We start from the raw sequence: 15,192 nt of genomic DNA, 5'->3' as shown, positions 1-15,192 counted from the left end.
ACATTCGTGGGGTGGCCTCCTCGGCGTCCCGCCGCAACCTTGATTTCTTTTGCGCGGTGGTGATCGTCGGCCTGCTGGCCGGGGTCGCCGGGCTGGCGACGACCGCGGTGCTGCGCTTCGTCGAACACGCCACCTACCACTACAGTTTCGGCACGTTGCTCGCCGGGATCGCGGGCAGCAGCCCGGCCCGCCGCGTCGTGGGACCGATGGTCGGCGCCGCGCTGGCGGGATTCGGCTGGTGGATCCTGCGCCGCAGCGCCGAGGTGCCGCCGCTCGCGGAGACCATCGCCCGCCGCCAGCGGATCCCGCGGCTCGCGTGGAGCGTCGACGCCGTGTTGCAGGTGCTGCTGGTCGGATCCGGGGCGTCGCTGGGCCGGGAGGGCGCCCCGCGCCAATTCGCCGCGGCACTGGGCGATTTCGGCACCGCGTGGTTGAAGCGGCTGTCCGCGTATGACCGTCAGGTCTTGCTGGCGTGCGCCGCCGGGGCCGGGCTCGGCGCGGTCTACGCCGTTCCGCTGGCGGGCGCGCTGTTCGCCGCGCGGATCATGCTCAACACCTGGCATCCGCGCGCGCTGGGCGCGGCGTGCCTGACCTCGAGCCTGGCCGTCGCGATCGGTTCGGCCGCCACGCACGATCAGCCCACCCTGAGCTGGCCCAGCGAGGAATCGTCGTACGTGCTGACCGCCCACGGGCTGATGCTGGCGCCGCTGACCCTCGCGGTGGGTCTGGCGTTCAACCGCCTCATGGCCGCGGCGCGCCCGGCCCGGGTGATGCGGACGTGGGTGCTGATCCCGGCGCTGGCGGCGGCGGGTCTGGTGATGGGCGTGTGCTCGCATTGGTGGCCGGAGTTGCCCGGCAACGGCCGCAGCATCCTGACCGTCAGCCTCGCCAGCGGCATGACGCTGTCGACGGCCGCCATCATCCTGGCCTTGAAGCCGCTGCTGACGGCCCTGTTCCTGCGCGCCGGCGGGGCGGGCGGAATGCTCACCCCGTCGTTGGCCACCGGCGCGGCGGCGGGGTCGGCGCTGGTGCTGGCGATCAACTGGGCGGCGGGGACCAACCTGCACACGCCGGCCGTCTCGCTGGCCGGGGCCGCCGGGGTGCTGGCGGTCACCCAGGACTCACCGATCTGGGCCGCGATCTTCGTCTGGGAACTCGCCCATCCGCCGCTCTGGCTGTTCCTCCTGTTTCTGCTGACCGCCTGCGCCGCGTACGGATTGAAGGTGCTCGCGCTCGGTCGCCGATCCGCCGCGCCGGCGCGCAAGGGCTAGCCGGCCCGGACGCTGCCGGTCAGGTAGGGATACCCCTTGGCGACGTTGCGCAGGGAAAGGTCCCAGCCGCCGTCGTCGCCCTGGTCGATGTAGAGCCCGGCGGTGCCGGGCAGCACCAGCGGCTTGCCGAACCGCACCGAGTACTGCACCTGGTCGGGTAGCCGGGCCTCGATGTTGGCCAATACCGCCGCGGCGCTGAACATCCCGTGCGCGATGACCGTCGGGAATCCGAACAGCTTGGCGGCGATCGGGTTGGTGTGGATCGGGTTGTGGTGGCCGCCGACGACGGCGTAGCGACGGATCTGGCCGGGGCTGACCCGCAGCAAGGTGCTGGGCGGCGGCAGCCTGGGCTGCTTCTGCGGCGGCGGTTTGGGCTCGTCGGACAGGCTGGTGCGTTGCTGGTGCAGGAAGGTGGTCACCTGGTGCCACGCATCCTCATTGCCGACGCTGACGTCCGTGACCAGGTCCACCAGGAGGCCCTTCCGGTGTTCGCGCAGGTTCTCCGCGTGCACCCGCACGCCGACCGTATCGGTCACCGCGATCGGGCGGTACTGCGTGATGTGATTCTCGGTGTGCACGGATCCCATTGCCGCGAAAGGAAAGTCGAAGCCGGTCACCAGCGACATCATCGCGGGAAAGGTCAACGCGAACGGGTAGGTCAGCGGCACGTGGTTGCCATAGCGCAGGCCGGTGACGCCGGCGTATTCGGCCACGTTGGTGTGGTCGATGGGCAACTCGTCGACGGTCACCGTGCGGGTGGGCAGCTGGTCGGAGCGGGGCACCAACGGCAGGGCCCCGGCCGCCGCGCGCAGCATGTTCTTCAGGCCGCTTGGCTGGTTCATCACGCCCCCAGCATCGCCTGGCCGCAGACGCGAATGACGTTGCCGGTCACCGCATTCGAGGCCGGGCTGGCGAAGTAGGCGATCGCTTCGGCGACGTCGACGGGCTGCCCACCCTGCAGCAGCGAGTTCATCCGCCGGCCCACCTCGCGGGTGGCCAGCGGGATGGCGGCGGTCATCTGGGTTTCGATGAACCCCGGGGCGACGGCGTTGATCGTGATGCCCTTCTCGTACAGCCCCGGCGCCAGCGCCTGGGTGAGGCCGATCATGCCGGCCTTGGTGGTGGCGTAGTTGGTCTGCCCGCGGTTGCCCGCGATGCCGGCCATCGACGACAGGCCGATCACCCGGCCCCCTTCGCCGATGCTGCCGTTGCCGATGAGACCCTCGGTAAGCCGTTGCGGGGCAAGGAGATTGACGGCCAAGACGGCGTCCCAGCGGGCGTCGTCCATGTTGGCCAACAGCTTGTCGCGGGTGATGCCGGCGTTGTTGACCAACACGTCGGCGTGCCCGGCGTAGTGGTCGCGCAGGTGCTCGGCGATCTTGTCGACGGCGTCGTCGGCGGTGACGTCGAGCCACAGCGCGGTGCCGCCGACCCGGCTGGCGGTTTCGGCGAGGGTCTCCGCGGCCGACTCCACGTCGATCGCGACGACGCGGGCGCCGTCGCGGGCGAACACCTCGGCGATGCAGGCGCCGATGCCGCGGGCGGCGCCGGTGACGATCGCGACGTTGCCGTCCAGCGGCCGGTCCCAGTCGGCCGGCGGCGTGGCATCGGCCTCCCCGACGTAGAAGACCTGGCCGTCGACATACGCCGACTTGCCCGACAGGATGAACCGCATCGTCGACTCCAGGCCCGTGGCCGCGGGTTTGGCGGCCGGCGACAGGTACACCAGCTGCACGGTGGCGCCGTTCCGCAGTTCCTTGCCCAGCGAGCGGGTGAAGCCCTCCAGCGCGCGCTGGGCGATCCGCTCGTCGGTGCTGGCGGCCGCGTCGGGCGTGGTGCCGACCACGACGACGCGCGCGCTGTGGCCCAGATTGCGCAGCACCGGGGTGAAGAATTCGTGCAGGCCCTTTAACCCGGCCGGCGTGGTGATCCCGGTGGCGTCGAAAACCAGGCCGGCGAACTGATCGGCCCAGCGGCCGCCCAGGTTGGCGCCCACCACGTCGTAATCCTTGGCCAGCGCCGAACGCAGCGGCTCGGCCACCCTGCCCTCGCCGCCGATCAGCAGGGACCCGGCCAGCGGTGGGTCGCCGGGGGAATACCGGCGCAGGGTCTCGGGTTGCGGGACGCCAAGTTGCTTTGCCAGAAACGATCCGGGCCCGGAGTTGACGACCTGCGAGAACAGATCGGACGAGCGCTTGGGAGCCACTGAGCTGCTGCCTTCCATGGGTAGTTCGGTATCAGGCCAACCGTATCGGGGACGAACTTACTTCAGAGTAAGAACAGTGGGTAGTATGGCCTGTAACGGCCGGTTCAAGACTGGTGTACCCGGAGATACACGGAGAGAAAAGTGGCCCCAGAGAGTAAGAGCAGGCGACCCGTCGCGGTGCTGGGCGGCAATCGCATTCCGTTCGCGAGGTCCGACGGCGCCTACGCGGAGGCGTCCAACCAGGACATGTTCACCGCGGCCCTGGATGGGCTGGTGGACCGGTTCGGGCTGGCCGGCGAGCGGCTGGGCGCGGTTGTCGGCGGCGCGGTGCTCAAGCACAGCCGCGACTTCAACCTGACCCGCGAATGCGTGCTCGGTTCCGAGCTGTCGTCGTACACGCCGGCGTTCGACATCCAGCAGGCGTGCGGGACCGGGCTGCAGGCGGCGATCGCCGCGGCCGACGGGGTGGCCTCCGGCCGCTACGAGGTCGCCGCCGCCGGCGGGGTGGACACGACCTCCGACCCGCCCATCGGGCTGGGCGACAACCTCCGCCGCCAGCTGCTCAAGCTGCGCCGGTCCAAGTCCAACCTGGAGCGGCTGCGGCTGGTCGGCACGCTGCCGGCCACCCTCGGGCTCGAGATCCCGGCGAACAGCGAGCCGCGCACCGGGCTGTCGATGGGCGAGCACGCCGCCATTACCACCAAGCAGATGGGCATCAAGCGCGTCGACCAGGACGAGCTGGCCGTGGCCAGCCATCGCAACATGTCCGCCGCCTACGACCGCGGCTTCTTCGACGACCTGGTCATGCCGTTCCTGGGGCTCTACCGCGACGACAATCTGCGGCCCAACGCCAGCACCGAGAAGCTGGCGACGCTGCGCCCGGTCTTCGGCGTGAAGAACGGCGACGCGACGATGACCGCCGGCAACTCGACTCCGCTGACCGACGGCGCCTCGGTCGCGCTGCTGGCCAGCGAGGACTGGGCGGCCGCCCACTCGCTGGAGCCGCTGGCCTTCCTGGTGGACGCGGAGACCGCCGCGGTCGACTACGTCAACGGGCGCGACGGGCTGCTGATGGCGCCCACCTACGCCGTGCCCCGGCTGCTGGCCCGCAACGGGCTGAGCCTGCAAGACTTCGACTTCTACGAGATCCACGAGGCGTTCGCGTCGGTGGTGCTGGCACACCTGCAGGCCTGGGAATCCGAGGAGTACTGCAAGGAGCGGCTGGGGCTCGACGCCGCGCTCGGCTCGATCGATCGGTCCAAGCTCAACGTCAACGGTTCGTCGCTGGCGGCCGGGCATCCGTTCGCCGCCACCGGCGGGCGGATCCTCGCGCAGGCCGCCAAGCAGCTGGCCGAGAAGAAGGCCGGCCAGAAGGGCGGCGGGACCGTCCGGGCGCAGATTTCGATCTGCGCCGCGGGCGGCCAGGGCGTCGCCGCGATCCTGCAGGCCTGAGACCCGGGGCGCGCGCGCCCCAATGAAATCCGTCACAGCAGGTTATGAAACCGGCCCGCGGGGTACCCCCTCGTCCGGATAGCCCCGTGTTGCGGTCTGACCCCCCGACCCCGACGGCAATACGGGGCATCCCTTTAGTCAACCGCCCCGTCAGCGTGGACGGGCGTGTGAAACGGGCCGCCGCTGGAGTGAGGGGATCCAGCGGCGGCCCTTTTCGTGTGCCGCGCAATACAAAAACCCCGCCTCCAGCCGGAAGCGGGGTTTTTGCTGAGGCCGGTTAGAACGCGGCCTCGTCGAGCTCCATGATGTCGTTGTCCAGCGTCTCGATGACCTCGCGGGTGCCGGCCAGCAGCGGCAGGAAGTTCTTCGCGAAGAACGACGCCACCGCAATCTTGCCCTCGTAGAAGGACCGCTCGGAACCGCTGGCGCCGGCGTCCAGCGCCGCCACGGCCACCGCGGCCTGACGCTGCAGCAGCCAGCCGATGACCAGGTCGCCGACGCTCATCAGGAAGCGCACGGAACCCAGGCCCACCTTGTACAGGCTGGTGACATCCTCCTGGGCGGCCATCAGGTAGCCGGTCAGGGTCGCCGCCATGGCCTGGACGTCGGCCAGCGCCTTGCCCAGCTGCTCACGCTCGGTCTTCAGCCGCCCGTTGCCGGTCTCGCTGTCGACGAACTTCTGGATCTCACCCGACACGTGGGCCAGCGCCACACCCTTGTCGCGGACGATCTTGCGGAAGAAGAAGTCCTGCGCCTGGATGGCGGTGGTGCCCTCGTAGAGCGAGTCGATCTTGGAGTCCCGGATGTACTGCTCGATCGGGTAGTCCTGCAGGAAGCCGGACCCACCGAAGGTTTGCAGGCTCTCGGTCAGCTTCGCGTAGGCCTGTTCGGAGCCCACACCCTTGACCACCGGCAGCATCAGGTCGTTGACCTTGACCGCCAGGTCGGCGTCCACGCCGTGCAGCGCCTCGGCGACCGCCGCGTCCTGGTAGGTCGCGGTGTAGAGGTACAGCGCGCGCAGACCCTCGGCGTAGGCCTTCTGGGTCATCAGCGACCGGCGCACGTCGGGGTGGTGCGTGATGGTCACCCGCGGGGCGGTCTTGTCGGTCATCTGGGTCATGTCGGCACCCTGCAGCCGCGTCTTGGCGTACTCCAGCGCGTTGAGGTAGCCGGTCGACAGCGTGGCGATCGCCTTGGTGCCGACCATCATCCGGGCCATCTCGATGACGTCGAACATCTGCGCGATGCCGTTGTGCACCTCGCCGACCAGCCAGCCCTTGGCGGGCACGCCGTGCTGACCGAGCGACAGCTCGCAGGTCGTGGAGACCTTGAGGCCCATCTTGTGCTCGACGTTGGTGACGAAGACGCCGTTGCGCTCGCCCGGGTCGCCGGTCTCGAAGTCGAACAGGAACTTGGGCACGATGAACAGCGACAGGCCCTTGGTGCCCGGGCCGGCGCCCTCGGGGCGGGCCAGCACCAGGTGGACGATGTTCTCGAACAGATCGCCGGATTCAGCGGAGGTGATGAACCGCTTCACACCCTCGATGTGCCAGGAGCCATCCTCCTGCTGGACGGCCTTGGTCCGCCCGGCGCCCACGTCCGAACCGGCGTCCGGCTCGGTGAGCACCATGGTCGCGCCCCACTGACGCTCTGCGCACAGCACGGCCCACTTCTTCTGCTCCTCGGTGCCGAGGTGGTAGATGACGTTGGCGAAGCCGGCGCCGCCGCCGTACATCCACACGGCGGGGTTGGCGCCCAGGATGTGCTCGTGCAGCGCCCACACCAGGGCCTTGGGCATCGGCATGCCGCCGAGCGCCTCGTCGATGCCGGCCTTGTCCCAGCCGGCCTCTTGGACCGCGCGCACCGACTTCTTGAAGTTCTCCGGCAGCGTCACCGAGTGGGTCTCGGGGTCGAAAACCGGCGGGTTGCGGTCGCCCTCGACGAACGATTCCGCGATCGGGCCCTCGGCCAGCCGGCTGACCTCGGTCAGCATCTCTTTGGCCGTGTCCACGTCCAGGTCGCTGTACTCGCCCTGGCCTAAAGCCTGGTCAACGCCGAAGACTTCGAACAGGTTGAACACCTGGTCACGGACGTTGCTCTTGTAGTGGCTCACTACGTTCCTCCTCGTTGAGAATGCCACTTGTGGTTGGGTACTAGGTCTAAGTTACCCACCAGTAACTGTCCTAAAATATATCCGTTATTTGCGCCAACGCAAGCGAGTGTGAGCTACATTGCAGCATCTAACTAACCAACCGGTTGGGAAGGCGGGCATTGGCCGGTTGAGCTGCGGAGATGATCGCGGGATGACGGACGTGAGTCGCGTCACTGCGTTGCCCGTGGTGGATCTGCGGGCCGGTCGGGCGCCGCTGCGGGAGAGCCTCCGACCGGCCGCTCACGAGGTCGGATTCTGCTACCCGATCGGCGATGGCGTGCCCGACACGCTGGTGGGCAGGGCGCTCGAGGCGGCCCCGCGGCTGTTCGAGCCGCCGGACGCCGACAAGGACGCCATCGCGATGGTGGGCAGCCCGCATTTCGCGGCTACACGCGGCCGGGCGGCTACCCAGGCCGGGTGGGCTGGCGCGAGCAGATCGACCTCGGGCCGAAACGTTCCCGGATCGCCGGCCCGGCAAGCCGGACTACCTGTGGCTGCAGGGCCCGAATCAGTGGCCGAACGCCCTGCCCGAGCTGCCCGGGATCATCGCCCAGTGGGACGCCGCGCTGTCCGAGGTGACGGGCCGGCGACGGAGCGGATTTCGGTGGCGTACTTCTTCAACCCGTGAATGGACGCGCAGCTGCCGGTGCCGTCGCTGCCCGAGGAGTTCGCGGCAGTGGCCACCGAGCGGCACGACCCGGCTGACCCGATCTTTTCGGTCTACGGCCGCAACGCCTGGAAGAGCAGGCTGCGGGCGCATCCGGATGTGGCTTCAGCCCACGGATATTCGGCAGGTAGGGTCTGGGGCGAGAATTCCGTTCTCGGCGCAAGGGGCGTATGACCGCGGTGAACTCGAACAAGAATCTGACACCGTCCACACTTCGTGAGGCCTTCGGGCATTTCCCGTCCGGCGTCGTGGCCATCGCCGCCGAGGTCGAGGGGACCCGAGAAGGTCTGGCGGCCAGCACCTTTGTCCCCGTCTCGCTCGAACCTCCGCTGGTGTCGTTCTGCGTGCAGAACACGTCGACGACGTGGCCCAAGCTCAAGGGCGTGCCGATGCTGGGCATCAGTGTGCTCGGCGAGGTGCACGACGCGGCCGCGCGCACGTTGGCCGCCAAGACCGGGGACCGGTTCGTCGGTCTGGAGACGGTGTCCTACGACAGCGGCGCGGTGTTCATCAAGGGCACCGGCCTGTGGCTGGAGAGCGCCATCGAGCAACTGATTCCGGCGGGGGACCACACGATCGTGGTGCTGCGAGTCAACGGGGTGACGGTGGACGCCGAGGTGGCCCCCATCGTGTTCCACCGCAGCACGTTCCGCCGGCTGGGCGCCTAAGCGCTGGGCTGCACCATCGCGCAGGCTCGGCGCCGCGCGGGCCGCCAGCTAGGGCCGGTGGCCGAGTTCTTCCCGATAGCCGTCGATGCGCCGCTCGATTTCCGCAGCGTCCTCGTGCCGGCCCTCTTTACGCGCGAGTTCGGCGCGGACCGACAGCTCGCGGATCGCGGTGCGGATCTCGTTGACGCTGGTGGTTCCTCGCATGGGTTCCGGGTACCCGATGCGGGCGGGGCCTTAACGGCGGAACAGCTTGTTACCCAGCCACACCACGGGGTCGTATTTGCGGTCCGCGACCCGCTCTTTCATCGGGATCAGCGCGTTGTCGGTGATCTTGATGTTTTCCGGGCACACCTCGGTGCAGCACTTGGTGATGTTGCAGTAGCCCAGGCCGTGCTCTTCCTGCGCCTGGTTGCGCCGGTCCAGCGTGTCCAGCGGGTGCATTTCCAGCTCGGCGATGCGCATCAAAAAGCGCGGGCCGGCAAATGCCTTCTTGTTCTCCTCGTGGTCGCGGACCACGTGGCAGACGTTCTGGCACAGGAAGCACTCGATGCACTTGCGGAACTCCTGGGAGCGCTGCACGTCGGCCTGCGCCATCCGGTATTCCCCGGGCTGCAGGTCCTTGGGCGGCGCGAAAGACGGTATCTCGCGGGCCTTTTCGTAGTTGAACGAGACGTCGGTGACCAGGTCGCGGATCACCGGGAACGTCCGCAGCGGCGTGACGGTCACCACCTCGTCCTCGGCGAACGTCGACATCCGGGTCATGCACAGCAAGCGGGGATAACCGTTGATCTCCGCCGAGCACGATCCGCACTTGCCCGCCTTGCAGTTCCACCGCACCGCGAGGTCGGGGGTCTGGGTCTGCTGCAGGCGATGGATGATGTCGAGCACCACCTCGCCCTCGTTGACCTCGACCGTGAAGTCCTGCAGCGCGCCGGTGGCGTCGTCGCCGCGCCACACCCGCATGCTGGCGTTGTAGCTCATTAGCTTCTCCGTCCTGGGTGGTCGGCCAGCTCGTCGCCGGTGTAGTACTTCTCCAGCTCAGAGATCTCGAAAAGCTCGAGCAGATCGGGCCGCATCGGCGTCTGGTCCTCACGCGTGATGGTGATGTCGGGGATCACGGCGGCTTCCGGGTCGCCGGGCTCGGCGACTGCGCGGCACACCAGCAGCACCTTGCGCCACGACGAGTCCATCGACGGGTGATCGTCGCGCGTGTGCCCGCCGCGGCTCTCGGTGCGCTCCAGCGCGGCCTTGGCCACGCACTCGCTGACCAGCAGCATGTTGCGGAGGTCGATGGCCAGGTTCCAGCCGGGGTTGTACCGGCGACCGCCCTCCACGTGGATGTTCTTGAACCGCTCGCGCAGTTTGCCGAGCCGGCCGAGGGCCTCGGAGATCTCCTCCGACTTGCGAATGATGCCCACCAGGTCGTTCATCGACTGCTGCAGTTCCAGCTGGAGGGTGTAGGGGTTCTCGGCCGCGGCGCCGTTGCTTGGTCCGTCGAACGGGGCCAGCGCCCGCTGGGCCGCGGTGTCGACGGCGTCCTGGGCGACCGCGGGGCGGCTGCTCAGTGCGCGCACGTAGTCGGCGGCCCCCAGGCCGGCGCGCCGGCCGAACACCAGCAGGTCGGACAGCGAGTTGCCGCCCAACCGGTTGGAGCCGTGCATGCCGCCGGAGCACTCACCGGCGGCGAACAGCCCGGGCACCGTGGCCGCGCCGGTGTCGGCGTCGACCTCGACTCCACCCATCACGTAGTGGCAGGTGGGTCCGACTTCCATTGGCTCCTTGGTGATGTCGACGCCCGCCAGCTCCTTGAACTGGTGGTACATCGACGGCAGGCGCCGCTTGATCTCCTCGGGCGTCAGCCGCGAGGCGATGTCGAGGTACACCCCGCCGTGCGGGGTGCCCCGGCCGGCCTTGACCTCCGAGTTGATCGCGCGCGCAACCTCGTCGCGCGGCAGCAGGTCCGGGGTGCGGCGGGCCGAGTCGTTGTCCTTGAGCCACTGGTCGGCTTCTTGCTCGGTCTCGGCGTACTGGCCCTTGAACACCGGCGGGATGTACTCGAACATGAACCGCTTGGTGTCGGAGTTCTTCAGTACCCCGCCGTCGCCGCGGACGCCCTCGGTGACGAGAATCCCCTTCACGCTGGGCGGCCACACCATGCCCGTCGGGTGGAACTGGACGAACTCCATGTTGATCAGTGACGCGCCCGCCCGCAGGGCCAGCGCGTGCCCGTCGCCGGTGTACTCCCAGGAGTTCGACGTCACCTTGAATGACTTGCCGATGCCGCCGGTGGCCAGCACCACCGCCGGGGCCTCGAACAGGACGAAGTTGCCGCTTTCGCGCCAGTAGCCGAAGGCCCCGGCGATCGCGTCACCGTCCTTGAGCAGCTCGGTGATCGTGCACTCGGCGAAGACCCTGATGCGCGCCTCGTAGTCGCCGAGCTCCGCGAAGTCCTCCTGCTGCAGCGAGACGATCTTCTGCTGCATGGTGCGGATCAATTCCAGGCCGGTGCGGTCGCCGACGTGCGCCAGCCGCGGGTACGTGTGCCCGCCGAAGTTGCGCTGGCTGATCTTGCCGTCCTTGAGGCGGTCGAACAGCGCGCCGTAGGTCTCCAGCTCCCAGACCCGGTCCGGGGCCTCCTTGGCGTGCAGCTCGGCCATCCGCCAGTTGTTGAGGAATTTCCCGCCTCGCATGGTGTCGCCGAAGTGGGTCTGCCAGTTGTCTTTCGGGTTGGTGTTTCCCATCGACGCGGCGCAGCCGCCCTCGGCCATGACCGTGTGGGCCTTGCCGAAGAGGGACTTGCACACCACCGCGACCTTGAGGCCGCGTTCCCGCGCCTCGATGACCGCGCGGAGTCCCGCGCCGCCGGCACCGATGACGACGACGTCGTAGGAGTGCCGTTCGACCTCAACCATGAAACCCTCGCTAAGTTCCGATTTCTTCTTCAAATGGCTTTTCAGCCAACAAATCTCAGGTCAGGGCTGGTGCCGCTGGCCACCAGCGCGATGTAGAAATCGGTGAGCATCAGCGTGCCCAGCGTGATCCAGGCGTAGAGCTTGTGTCGGGTGTTGATGTGGCTCACCTGGGTCCAGATCCAGTACCGCACAGGGTGCTTGGAGAAGTGCTTGAGCCGCCCGCCGGTGACGTGCCGGCACGAGTGGCAGGACAGCGTGTAGATCCACAGCATGACGACGTTGCCGACCATGATCAGGTTGCCCAGCCCGAAGCCGAATCCATCCGGCCCACTGTCGGAGTGGAACGCGATGATCGCGTCGTAGGTGTTGATCACCGAGATGATGCCGGCGATGTAGAAGAAGTAGCGGTGGCTGTTCTGGATGATCAGCGGCAACCTGGTCTCGCCGGTGTAGTGGACGCGGGGTTCGGCCACCGCGCAGGCGGTGGGCGACTGCCACACCGTGCGGTAGTAGGCGCCGCGGTAGTAGTAGCAAGTGAGCCGGAACAGCAGCAGGAACGGCAGTGTCAGCGCGGCGTACGGCAGCCACCACACGTCCGGCAGCATTTGGGGCCAGAAGTCGCCGGCCGCCCCGCAGGCCTTGCTGACGCAGGGCGAGTAGAAGGGCGTCAGATAGTGGTACTTCGGGACGAAGAAGTAATCGCGTTGGAACGCGCGCGCCGTCGCGTAGATGACGAATGCGGCGAAGCCCAGGTCGATCCGCAGCGGCGACATCCACCACCGGTCGGTGCGCAGGGTCCGTTGCGGGATGTTGGCGCGCGTCGGTGAAAAGACACCGGACGCAGGACGGTTCGCCGTGGGTGCGCTCATCTAGTGTTCCTCTTCGAACGGGCTGTTGGTCGAAGGGTACACAGAGAGCACCCCCTCATTTCCGGGGGGCTTGTGTTGTCAGGACCTGCTGTGACCCCCGACACCCTCGTCGTCGACATCGCGCCAAAAATCGCTGTCGTATTGGGTGTCCGGAATGACGATCTTCTCGCCGGACTGCTGCACGGTGGCGCGGGCCAGATCCAATTCGGAGACGTCGGAATCGAGCAATTCGACGTCGGAAAGGATCCGGTCGGCGTCGATGACGATGCGGCGCATCGCGGGGCTGTCGCCGTACCGAGTCCGCAGGGAGTTCACGCACCGCCGCAGGCCGCCGATGAGGTCGTGCAGTTCGGCCAGTTCAGCAGTGCCGGTGGGGCTGGTCAACAGATCTCCTCGGATCTTCCCGCGCTAGACGGTGTCACGGATCACAGTATGCCCCCGATAGTAGCCACCGCGGCGGCCTAAGGTCGGACACCATGACAGGCCAAACCACCGCCCGGCGCGCGACGGCGCTACTGGAGCTGCACCAGCCGGGCAACCCGGTGATCCTGCCGACCGTGTGGGACGCGTGGTCGTCGGGGCCAGGCCACCTTGAAATAGACGAGCCGGATTCGCCGCCCTGACCGTCGGCAGCCATCCGCTGGCGGATTCCATCGGCAAACCGGACGGTGAGGGCATGTCGTTCGACGACGTGCTCGCGCGCGTCGCGCAGATCACGGCCGCCGTCGAGGTGCCGGTGTCGGTGGACATCGAATCCGGGTACGGGCAGCCGCCGGCGCGGCTGATCGAGGGCCTGCTGGGCGTGGGCGCCGTCGGCCTGAACATCGAGGACACCGTCCATGCCGAGGGCAAGCGGCTGCGGTCGGCCGGCGAACACGCCGAACTGGTTGCGGCGCTGCGCTCGGCCGCCGACGCCTCCGGGGTGCATGTCGTGATCAACGCCCGCACGGATCTTTTTCTGCGCCGCGACGGTGACGATTCCGACCGCGTCGAACGGGCGGTAGCGCGCCTGACCGAGGCCGCTCACGCGGGTGCCGACGTGCTGTACCCGGTGGGCCGACACGACCCGGACACGTTGCGGCGCTTGGCCACTGACCTGCCGCTGCCGATCAACGCGATCGCGCTGCCCGACCGGGACGATCCCGCGTCGTTCGGCCCGCTGGGCGTCGCGCGGATCAGCTTCGGGCCGTTCCTGCAGGCCGCGCTGGCGGCCCGCGCCAAGGAGCTGCTGGCCCGTTGGGGCTAGATCGGCTTCAGCATTCGGTGGGGACGCCGGAGCGCTCGGCTGACCGGATCATCGCGGCTCGGATTGCGCGGTCGCTGCGGCGGGTGCGCGATGAGATCGCCCACATCCGGAACACGTGCGCATCGGTGGCATGCGCGGTCGGGCCCGATCATGCCCCCACAGTCCGCGTGTCGGTAGGTCCTGCGATTGGGCTTGTCCACGTAGTTGTCGTTGCCCCAGGTGATCATCGACCAGATCATCGGCCACAGCTGTTTGCCCTTGTCGGTCACCCGGTATTCGCCCGAATCCTTGGTCAGCACGCCCTGTTCCACGAGGAAGCCCAGCCGTTCGGACAGCACTGCTTTCGGGACGCCGAGATGGCGCTGCACGTCGCTGAAGCGCCGTGCCCCGTAGAAGGCATCGCGCAGGATGAGCAGGGTCCACCGTTCGCCGACGATTTCCAGGGACCGCGCGATGGGGCAGCTCTCGGCGGGATATTCGCGGGGAAGGGCCACGGGGTCGATGCTACGCCTTGTGGGTTCGTTGACTGAACCATACACTCGGGGTGTTGAGTTCATTCACAGAACGAAAAGCGGCTTCGAAGCGTGAGGAAAGACGATGACGACTAGCGTTCAACCGGCCGAATTCACCGTGGTGCCGCACGCGATGAACCGCATCGACGTGGCCACCGGCATGGAATTCGACGAATTCCGAACCGCTTTCGAGAAGGCCGCGCCACCGTTCGACCGGGAGTCGATGCAGGATATCGTCGCGCGCGGGGGCAGCTGGGACGACGTCCTTGCGGCCGTGGCGCGCAACGCCCCGCACGGCCTGATGGTCTACGCCACCATCGACGCCCTGCCCTTGCTGTCCCTCGCGGGCCATACCACCAAAGCGGTGGAGTACCTGCTGGGCAACCACACGATCGCCGAGACCATGTTCCGCCACGACCCCAGGGCGCTGTTGTACGCGCCCCTGCGGGTGCTGGTCTACGCCGACGCCGACGGTGATGCGGTGTTCTCGATGGACCAGCCCAGCGCGGCGTTCGGCAGCCTGGGCATCGCCGCGGTGACCGGGGTGGGTGAGGAGCTCGACCGCAAGGTGGCAAACCTGTTGCGGGTCATCGGAATCGACGCCGCCGCCGCCTTCGGGTGCTAGGCGCGGCGAATCCGGCGGAACCGATGCCCCGCCGGATTCGTTGCGATTGACCGCGAATTACTGGGTGACCGCGATGCGCTGCGGCTGGGAGCCGGCGTAGGCCCCGGCGACCCGGACCGTTAACACGCCGGCGTCGTAGGAAGCCGCGATGGCCTCGCCGGTGACGTGCGCGGGCAGTTGGAACGACCGGCGGAACGAACCGTAACGAATCTCCCGCAGGGTCCGGCCGTTCTCCTCTTCCGCGTGCTCGTCGCGGTGTTCGCCGTGGATCACCAGGCGGCCCTTGTCGACCTCGACGTTGACATCCTTCGCTACGTCCACGCCGGGCAGTTCGAGGCGGACGACGGCGTCATCGCCATCCCTGACGACCTCGGCGGCGGGCGTAAATCCACCGGCGACCGGCTTGAACCAGTCGGTCGTCGCCGCGGGGCCGAAGAAGTCGCGCAGCCACCGGTCGGTGTCCCAGGCCGGTCGCGACCATAATGCGAGGTTGCTCATGGGTGTCTCCTTGTGCTTCCTTGTGCTTCCTTGTGAGTTGGCTGTGACCGGCTTGGCGGCCGGACGGCTATTTCTGGAAACCTGAGTCGACCCCGCTAAAGTTCCACCCGAGCG

Annotated in this window: 14 protein-coding genes and 2 pseudogenes; 6 read left to right on the top strand and 10 right to left on the bottom strand. The window is 68.1% G+C overall.

Annotated elements, in window-relative coordinates:
* The first annotated feature begins 11 nt into the window (after positions 1 to 11).
* Complete coding sequence (locus A5787_RS15285) at positions 12 to 1,271, top strand: chloride channel protein (protein ID WP_066968352.1); 1,260 nt, start codon at positions 12 to 14, stop codon at positions 1,269 to 1,271.
* Here A5787_RS15285 and A5787_RS15280 read toward each other — a convergent pair.
* Both A5787_RS15280 and A5787_RS15275 read right to left on the bottom strand, forming a co-directional pair.
* Positions 1,268 to 2,113: a MaoC/PaaZ C-terminal domain-containing protein gene (locus A5787_RS15280; RefSeq protein WP_066968349.1), complete on the bottom strand. Its 846-nt coding sequence runs from the start codon at positions 2,111 to 2,113 to the stop codon at positions 1,268 to 1,270. The genes A5787_RS15285 and A5787_RS15280 overlap by 4 nt on opposite strands.
* Positions 2,113 to 3,477 (bottom strand): 3-oxoacyl-ACP reductase, encoded by a 1,365-nt coding sequence (locus A5787_RS15275; protein WP_066968438.1) that lies wholly within the window; start codon positions 3,475 to 3,477, stop codon positions 2,113 to 2,115. Before A5787_RS15275 ends, A5787_RS15280 begins: the two co-directional genes overlap by 1 nt.
* 141 nt (positions 3,478 to 3,618) lie before the next feature.
* Between A5787_RS15275 and A5787_RS15270 the strand changes: the two genes are divergently transcribed.
* Positions 3,619 to 4,929: an acetyl-CoA C-acetyltransferase gene (locus A5787_RS15270; protein ID WP_066968347.1), complete on the top strand. Its 1,311-nt coding sequence runs from the start codon at positions 3,619 to 3,621 to the stop codon at positions 4,927 to 4,929.
* 277 nt (positions 4,930 to 5,206) lie between these two features.
* Here the strand turns inward: A5787_RS15270 and A5787_RS15265 are convergent, their stop codons facing one another.
* Positions 5,207 to 7,042: an acyl-CoA dehydrogenase gene (locus A5787_RS15265; protein WP_066968345.1), complete on the bottom strand. Its 1,836-nt coding sequence runs from the start codon at positions 7,040 to 7,042 to the stop codon at positions 5,207 to 5,209.
* Between the two features lie 190 nt (positions 7,043 to 7,232).
* Between A5787_RS15265 and A5787_RS15260 the strand changes: the two are divergent.
* A pseudogene (locus tag A5787_RS15260) lies at positions 7,233 to 7,922 on the top strand (2-oxoglutarate and iron-dependent oxygenase domain-containing protein).
* Positions 7,923 to 7,927: 5 nt separating this feature from the next.
* A complete protein-coding gene (locus A5787_RS15255) occupies positions 7,928 to 8,416 on the top strand; it encodes a flavin reductase family protein (RefSeq protein WP_066968437.1) in 489 nt (162 codons plus the stop codon).
* A 48-nt stretch (positions 8,417 to 8,464) separates the two neighbouring features.
* Here A5787_RS15255 and A5787_RS27760 read toward each other — a convergent pair whose 3' ends face one another.
* From A5787_RS27760 to A5787_RS15235, 5 genes are all read right to left on the bottom strand, one after another.
* Positions 8,465 to 8,620, bottom strand: coding sequence for a hypothetical protein (locus A5787_RS27760; RefSeq protein ID WP_197507147.1), 156 nt, complete (start codon positions 8,618 to 8,620; stop codon positions 8,465 to 8,467).
* A 30-nt stretch (positions 8,621 to 8,650) separates the two neighbouring features.
* Complete coding sequence (locus tag A5787_RS15250; RefSeq protein WP_066968343.1) at positions 8,651 to 9,397, bottom strand: succinate dehydrogenase/fumarate reductase iron-sulfur subunit; 747 nt, start codon at positions 9,395 to 9,397, stop codon at positions 8,651 to 8,653.
* A complete protein-coding gene (locus A5787_RS15245) occupies positions 9,397 to 11,328 on the bottom strand; it encodes a fumarate reductase/succinate dehydrogenase flavoprotein subunit (protein ID WP_066968341.1) in 1,932 nt (643 codons plus the stop codon). The genes A5787_RS15250 and A5787_RS15245 overlap by 1 nt, the downstream gene beginning before the upstream one ends.
* A gap of 41 nt (positions 11,329 to 11,369) precedes the next feature.
* Positions 11,370 to 12,197 (bottom strand): hypothetical protein, encoded by an 828-nt coding sequence (locus A5787_RS15240; protein WP_066968339.1) that lies wholly within the window; start codon positions 12,195 to 12,197, stop codon positions 11,370 to 11,372.
* A gap of 78 nt (positions 12,198 to 12,275) precedes the next feature.
* The gene (locus A5787_RS15235; protein ID WP_066968337.1) at positions 12,276 to 12,581 is read right to left on the bottom strand and encodes a hypothetical protein; all 306 of its coding nucleotides are present in this window, start codon (positions 12,579 to 12,581) and stop codon (positions 12,276 to 12,278) included.
* 92 nt (positions 12,582 to 12,673) lie between these two features.
* On the opposite strand from A5787_RS15235, the pseudogene A5787_RS15230 reads away from it, so the two are divergent.
* Positions 12,674 to 13,443 (top strand): annotated as a pseudogene (locus A5787_RS15230) (isocitrate lyase/phosphoenolpyruvate mutase family protein).
* Here A5787_RS15230 and A5787_RS15225 read toward each other — a convergent pair.
* Positions 13,440 to 13,937: a helix-turn-helix domain-containing protein gene (locus A5787_RS15225; RefSeq protein WP_082977245.1), complete on the bottom strand. Its 498-nt coding sequence runs from the start codon at positions 13,935 to 13,937 to the stop codon at positions 13,440 to 13,442. The pseudogene A5787_RS15230 and the gene A5787_RS15225 sit on opposite strands and share 4 nt — an antisense overlap.
* A 103-nt stretch (positions 13,938 to 14,040) precedes the next feature.
* Between A5787_RS15225 and A5787_RS15220 the strand changes: the two genes are divergently transcribed.
* A complete protein-coding gene (locus A5787_RS15220; protein WP_082977244.1) occupies positions 14,041 to 14,580 on the top strand; it encodes a DUF302 domain-containing protein in 540 nt (179 codons plus the stop codon).
* A 57-nt stretch (positions 14,581 to 14,637) separates the two neighbouring features.
* Here A5787_RS15220 and A5787_RS15215 read toward each other — a convergent pair whose 3' ends face one another.
* Positions 14,638 to 15,078 (bottom strand): Hsp20/alpha crystallin family protein, encoded by a 441-nt coding sequence (locus A5787_RS15215; RefSeq protein ID WP_066968335.1) that lies wholly within the window; start codon positions 15,076 to 15,078, stop codon positions 14,638 to 14,640.
* Between the last annotated feature and the right edge of the window lie 114 nt (positions 15,079 to 15,192).

This window comes from Mycobacterium sp. 852002-50816_SCH5313054-b, from assembly GCF_001667185.1.
GTDB lineage: Bacteria > Actinomycetota > Actinomycetes > Mycobacteriales > Mycobacteriaceae > Mycobacterium.
This window is presented reverse-complemented; position numbering and strand designations above follow the sequence as displayed.

What these genes read in the sequence shown, in the direction of transcription:
- A5787_RS27760 (WP_197507147.1), bottom strand. Translation starts at nt 8,620, where the DNA reads ATGCGAGGAACCACCAGCGTCAACGAGATCCGCACCGCGATCCGCGAG.
- A5787_RS15250 (WP_066968343.1), bottom strand. Translation starts at nt 9,397, where the DNA reads ATGAGCTACAACGCCAGCATGCGGGTGTGGCGCGGCGACGACGCCACC.
- A5787_RS15220 (WP_082977244.1), top strand. Translation starts at nt 14,041, where the DNA reads ATGACGACTAGCGTTCAACCGGCCGAATTCACCGTGGTGCCGCACGCG.
- A5787_RS15215 (WP_066968335.1), bottom strand. Translation starts at nt 15,078, where the DNA reads ATGAGCAACCTCGCATTATGGTCGCGACCGGCCTGGGACACCGACCGG.
- A5787_RS15280 (WP_066968349.1), bottom strand. Translation starts at nt 2,113, where the DNA reads ATGAACCAGCCAAGCGGCCTGAAGAACATGCTGCGCGCGGCGGCCGGG.
- A5787_RS15240 (WP_066968339.1), bottom strand. Translation starts at nt 12,197, where the DNA reads ATGAGCGCACCCACGGCGAACCGTCCTGCGTCCGGTGTCTTTTCACCG.
- A5787_RS15245 (WP_066968341.1), bottom strand. Translation starts at nt 11,328, where the DNA reads ATGGTTGAGGTCGAACGGCACTCCTACGACGTCGTCGTCATCGGTGCC.